6 protein-coding genes are annotated in these 5607 nt (G+C 68.1%); 3 read left to right on the plus strand and 3 right to left on the minus strand.

The genetic code is table 11. The features are described 5' to 3' along the window. Positions 1-30 precede the first annotated feature (30 nt). Positions 31-438 (minus strand): GFA family protein, encoded by a 408-nt coding sequence (locus GJV64_RS10790; protein WP_164157235.1) that lies wholly within the window; start codon positions 436-438, stop codon positions 31-33. Continuing rightward, a complete protein-coding gene (locus tag GJV64_RS10795) occupies positions 435-1895 on the minus strand; it encodes a coniferyl aldehyde dehydrogenase (RefSeq protein ID WP_164157240.1) in 1461 nt (486 codons plus the stop codon). The genes GJV64_RS10790 and GJV64_RS10795 overlap by 4 nt, the downstream gene beginning before the upstream one ends. A 155-nt stretch (positions 1896-2050) precedes the next feature. On the opposite strand from GJV64_RS10795, the gene GJV64_RS10800 reads away from it, so the two are divergent. Continuing rightward, positions 2051-3781, plus strand: coding sequence for a class I adenylate-forming enzyme family protein (locus GJV64_RS10800; protein WP_164157236.1), 1731 nt, complete (start codon positions 2051-2053; stop codon positions 3779-3781). Positions 3782-3787: 6 nt separating this feature from the next. Here the strand turns inward: GJV64_RS10800 and GJV64_RS10805 are convergent, their stop codons facing one another. Next, positions 3788-4351 carry a TIGR02594 family protein gene (locus GJV64_RS10805; protein ID WP_235927700.1) on the minus strand — a complete coding sequence of 188 codons (564 nt, stop codon included), beginning with the start codon at positions 4349-4351 and terminating at the stop codon, positions 3788-3790. Positions 4352-4487: 136 nt separating this feature from the next. Between GJV64_RS10805 and fsa the strand changes: the two genes are divergently transcribed. Continuing rightward, entirely contained in the window at positions 4488-5141 is a 654-nt protein-coding gene (gene fsa, locus GJV64_RS10810; RefSeq protein WP_164157238.1) for a fructose-6-phosphate aldolase, read from the plus strand. A 17-nt stretch (positions 5142-5158) separates the two neighbouring features. Beyond that, on the plus strand, positions 5159-5607 hold a 449-nt coding region (locus GJV64_RS10815; RefSeq protein ID WP_235927701.1), incomplete at its 3' end, for a site-specific integrase.

Genomic DNA, 5607 nt, shown 5'->3' on the forward strand with positions numbered 1-5607 from the left:
GCCGGCCTTCGTGGCAACGCGGCCGCCTGCCTAACCGTCCCGCCCGCGCGGCAGCCGCACGGCACCTTCGGGCACGGCGACCCAGGGGTGCCGCCGTTCCTCGAACACGCTGCGCTGCGGCGGCGGCGTGTCGGGATCGGCGAACAGCCCGGCCGGAATGGCGACCAGGCCGGGGTTGAGCGCAGCCGTGTAGCAGATGGTGCTGCCGCAGCTGGGGCAGAAGCGGTTGGTCAGCTCCCGGCCCTTGTCGCTGAGGTGCCGAAATTCGCGGGTCTCGCCGCTGATCGTCACGTCCGTTTCCATCAGCCACACCGCCATGCCGAACGGCGAACCGCTGCGGCGTTGGCAATCGGCGCAATGGCACATGTTGACGGCCGGCGGATCACGGCCCAGCACCACGCGGACGCCGCCGCACAGGCACTGGCCGTCGCGGTTCATTTCTTCAGTTCGCGCGCCAGCGCCTTGGCGGTCTTGGCGCCATAGGGCGGCTTGAACCCGGCGAGGCCCGCCAGATCGAGCTTGGGCTGGCTGTAGATGGCCTTCGGGTGGCTGAATTCCCTGAAGCCATCAGCCCCATGATAATTCCCCATGCCGGCCGGGCCGATGCCGCCGAACGGCAGGTCTTCGGCCGAGACGTGGAAGATCACGTCGTTCACCGTCACGCCGCCAGAGATGGTGCGGTCAAGCACGCGGCGCTGCTCCATGTCATCCTGCCCGAACCAGTAGAGGCCCAGTGGCCGGTCGCGGCGGTTGATCTCGTCGATGGCGCCGTCGATGGCGCTGTAGGTGCGCACGGGGAGCAGTGGCCCGAAGATCTCCTCCTGCATCACCGTCATCTCGTCGGTCGCATTGCGGATGATGTGGAGCGGCATCTTGTTGGTGTTCTGCTTCGAGAAATCCTCGTTTGCCGGGTTGACCACGACCACGTCCGCCCCCTTGGCCCGGGCATCCTCGACATGGGCTTCCAGCCGTTCGCGGTGGCGGGCGCCCAGCACGCTGGTGTAATCCGGGTTGGCCAGCATGGTGGGATACAGGCGCGCGGTGGCGGCCTTCAGCCCTTCGACGATCTCGCCCTCCTGTTCCTGCGGCACCAGGAGATAATCGGGCGCGAGGCAGATCTGCCCGGCGTTCATCAGCTTGCCCATGGCCACGCGCTCGGTGGCCTGGGCGATGTCGGCGGAGCGCGAAATGATGGTGGGCGACTTGCCGCCCAGCTCCAGCGTCACCGGCACCAGGTTCTTCGCCGCCGCCGCCATCACGTGGCGGGCCACGCTGGTCGCCCCGGTGAAGATGATGTGGTCGAACGGCAGTTCGGTGAAGGCCCGGCCCACCTCCGGCCCACCGGTAATCACCGCGATCTCGGTCCGATCGAAGGCCGCTTCCAGCACCTCCTTCATCAGGGCGGAGGTGACCGGCGTATATTCCGACGGCTTGATCATCGCCCGGTTGCCGGCGGCCAGCACCCCGGCCAGCGGCGCGAAGGTGAGGTTCACCGGGAAGTTCCAGGGGCTGATGATGCCGACAACGCCCTTGGGCTGCCATTCCACCCGCGCCTTGGCGCCCAGCAGCGCCAGCGGGAAATCGAGCTTGCGCTTTTCGGGGCGCATCCACTGATCGAGATGCTTCAATGCATGCTTGATCGGCTTGACCGACGCCATGATGTCGGTGACGAGGCTCATCTCGGTCGAGCGGTGGCCGAAATCCTCGGACAGCGCCGCCACGAAGCGGTCCTTGTGGGTGAGCACCACGTCCAGCGCGCGGTTCAGCCGGTCGCGGCGAATGGCGGCGGCCACCGGCAGCTCGGCTGTGAAGCTGGCGCGCTGGGCATCCAGCACGGCGCGCATCGCGGCGGCATCGCGGGCATCCCATTGGTCGGTACGGGCGGCGGTGGCCATCATCTGTCTCCCATCTCTCTGGCCGCCAGCCTAAACCCCGGCGGGCATTGGCGGCAAGCACGGCGACAGCGCCGCCACTGCGCCCATTCGTCAGGCTGGCGGGCGGCGGCGGATTGCGGCAACGTGGCCACAAAGGGACAAGTGGGGAGGAACAGATGGGCACATGGCCAGCCATGTCGATTGCCGAGGCGCATGCGCAGCTCACCGCGCCGGGGCAACCGCTGGAGATGGAGACGGTCGTCATCCGTGGCCGGCCCACCAGGGTCTGGAAGAACGCGCCGGCCAGCCTGGCGCATTGCTTTGCCGCGGCGCGCGCCCATGGCGAGAAGATCTTCCTGGTGCTTGATGAAGACCGGGTGAGCTTCGAGGCCTTCGCCCGCGCCACGCTGGCGCTGGCCGAGCAACTGAAGGCCGACGGCGTGCAGAAGGGCGACCGCGTGGCAGTGGTGATGCGCAACCTGCCTGAATGGCCGGTCGCCTTCTATGCCGCCACTCTGTGCGGGGCGATCGTCACGCCCCTGAATGCCTGGTGGACCGGCGGCGAACTGGAATATGGCCTCACCGACAGCGGCACCAAGGTGCTGCTGATCGATGCCGAGCGCTACAACCGCATCGCCGAACATCTGCCCAACTGCCCGGCGCTCGAGAAAATCTACGTCACCCGCGCCAGCGAGGCGGAACTTGGTGACCCGCGCAGTGTGCGGCTGGAAACGGTGATCGGCCCGCCCGGCACCTGGGCGTCCCTGCCTGACCGCGCGATCCCGGAGGACGCGCTGGCGCTGCAGCCCGAGGATGATGCCACCATCTTCTACACCAGCGGCACCACCGGCAAGCCCAAGGGCGCCCTCGGCACCCACCGCAACATCTGTTCCAACATCATGGCCAGCGCCTGCAGCCAGCAACGCAGCTTCCTGCGCCGCGGGGAGCAGCCGCCGGTGGCCGATCCGAATGCGCCGCAGAAGGCCACCCTGCTCAGCGTGCCCTTCTTCCATGCCACCGGCTGCCATGCCGTGCTGAACCCCAGCATGGTCGGCGGCGTGAAGCTGGTGCTGATGAAGAAGTGGGACGTGGTCGAGGCGATGAAGCTGATCGAACGCGAACGCTGCAACTCGGCCGGCGGCGTGCCCACCATCGCCTGGCAGATCCTGGAGCATCCCGATCGCCACAAATATGACCTGACGAGCCTCGACACCGTCTCCTATGGCGGCGCTCCATCGGCGCCCGAACTGGTCCGCCAGATCGCCAGCCAGTTCAAGGCCAAGCCCGGCAATGGCTGGGGCATGACCGAGACCAGCGCCACCTTCACCCACCACATGGCCGAAGACTATGAACACCGGCCCGACAGCTGCGGGCCTGCCGTTCCGGTGTGCGACCTTCAGGTGCGCGATGCCGATGGCAAGGTGCTCGGCCCCAACCAGGTGGGCGAACTCTATGGCTATGGCCCCAACGTGGTGAAGCTCTACTGGAACAAGCCCGAGGCCACGGCGGCCACCTTCATCGACGGCTGGGTGCGCACCGGCGACCTCGCCCGCATCGATGAGGAAGGCTTCTGCTACATCATCGACCGGGCCAAGGACATGCTGATCCGCGGCGGCGAGAATATCTACTGCGTCGAGGTGGAGAACGCGCTCTACGAGCATCCGGCGGTTATGGACGCGGCGCTGGTGGGCCGCCCGCACAAGACGCTGGGCGAGGAGCCGGTGGCGTTCGTGACCCTGAAGCCCGGCGGCACCGCCAGCGAGGAGGAGTTGCGGGCCTTCGTGGCGGCGCGGCAGGCCGCCTTCAAGGTGCCGGTTGCCATCCACTTCAGCCACGAGCCGCTGCCGCGGAACGCCAACGGCAAGATCCTGAAGACCGAGCTGAAGAAGCAGTTTGCCGCCGCCTGAAGCGGCCTATTGCTCGTTGACCGACAGCCGGCCGTCGGCGCGCAACAGGCGCGGCCCGCCAGCAGGCGCGGGGGCGGTGCTCGGCCAGCGCGCGCCGAGCAGGCGCGCCTTGGCAAAGCGCGCCACGCTCACCCGGTTGCCCTGGTTGCCGCCCAGGATGTGATAGGCGGCCGCATCTTCGCCGACATAGAAGCCCACGTGCCCGCGCCAGTCGCTGCGCGCCACCCGCCAGAACAGCATCACCGCGCCCGGCTGCGGCACCGGGCAGGCAATACCGAAACGCTGCCAGCGCCGCGCCGAAAGCAGGCCGTCGGGCAGCGGTTCGTCCGGCAGCGCTTGTGTCAGGCAGTGCGCCACGAACAGCCCGCACCAGCTGGTCTCGTCGCTTCGATAGTCGATTTTCAGGCGCCGGCCCCAGCCGATGATCAGTGGATTGGCCGCCGGCCCGGCCACTTCGGCAAGGCCCAGCAAGCCTCGCGCCGTTGCCAGCCAGGGCAGGGCGAGCGGATCGGGTGCCGCCTTGGTTTCCAGCGGCAGGCGGCCGGGCAGCGCGAAGTGGAGCGGACGCATGGTCTGGGCCTTTCCTGTTGGATTTGTTGGATAAAAATCCAGCCACCCTAGCATGCCGGGCAGGCCGTAGGACAGGCGGGCGGCTTTGCGTTATGAACGGCCCGAATCACCCGCTTGCCGATCAGGAACCGCGCCCGTGAAGTTCTTCGCCGATACCGCCGACGTTGCCGAGATTGCCGACCTGGCCGCCACCGGGCTCTTGGATGGCGTCACCACCAATCCCAGCCTGATCGCCAAGTCGGGCCGCAGCTTTCTGGAGGTGGTGAAGGAGATTTGCGGGATCGTCGACGGCCCGGTGTCGGCCGAGGTGGTGGCCACCGATCACGCCACCATGATGAAGGAAGCGGCGGTGCTGCGCGCGCTGGCGCCCAACATCTGCATCAAGCTGCCGCTGACCATCGATGGCCTCAAGACCTGCAAGGCGCTGACCGCCGAAGGGGTCGAGACCAACGTGACCCTGTGCTTTTCGGCCAACCAGGCGCTGCTCGCCGCCAAGGCCGGCGCGACCTTCGTGTCGCCGTTCGTCGGCCGCCTCGATGACATCGGCCACGACGGCATGGAGCTGATCCAGGACATCCGCACCATCTATGACAATTATGATTTCAAGACGCAGATCCTCGTCGCCAGCGTGCGTAGCCCCGTCCATGTGCTGGCGGCGGCGCGCATCGGTGCCGATGTCGCCACCATGCCGCCGGCGGTGATCAAGGCGCTGGCCGGCCATGCGCTGACCGAAAAGGGCCTGGCCGCTTTCCTCGCCGATTGGGCGAAGACCGGGCAAAGCATCCTTTGAGCGCCGCAGGGGAGCCCTTGGCCTCCCTGATCGGGCGCTTCCTCGCCCACCTGGGCGACCAGCGCCGGCTGTCGCCGCACACGCTGCGCGCCTATGGGCTGACGCTCGAACGCTTCGAAGATTTCCTCATCCGACATCTTGGCGGCCCGGTGGTGGGCGGCCAGCTGGGGGCGCTGGCTGTGGCAGACCTGCGCGGCTTTCTGGCGCTGCGGCGCGGCGAGGGCCTGGCGGCGGCCAGCCTCGCCCGAGACGTCTCTGCGCTGAAGACCTTCCTCGCCTGGGCGCGCCGGCACGAGGGCCTGCCCTGCGATGCCATCGCCGCCCTGAAGGCCCCCAAGCAGCCCCGCCGCCTGCCGCGCGCTGTCAGCCCGGCCGATGTGCGCGAGCTGGTGGCGGTGGTGGAGGATGCCGCCCGCCAGCCGTGGGTGGCAGCGCGCGATGCGGCCGTGCTGCTGCTGCTCTATGG

Origin of the sequence: Sandarakinorhabdus rubra (assembly GCF_010994245.1) — a bacterium.
Classification (GTDB): Bacteria; Pseudomonadota; Alphaproteobacteria; order Sphingomonadales; family Sphingomonadaceae; genus Sandarakinorhabdus; species Sandarakinorhabdus rubra.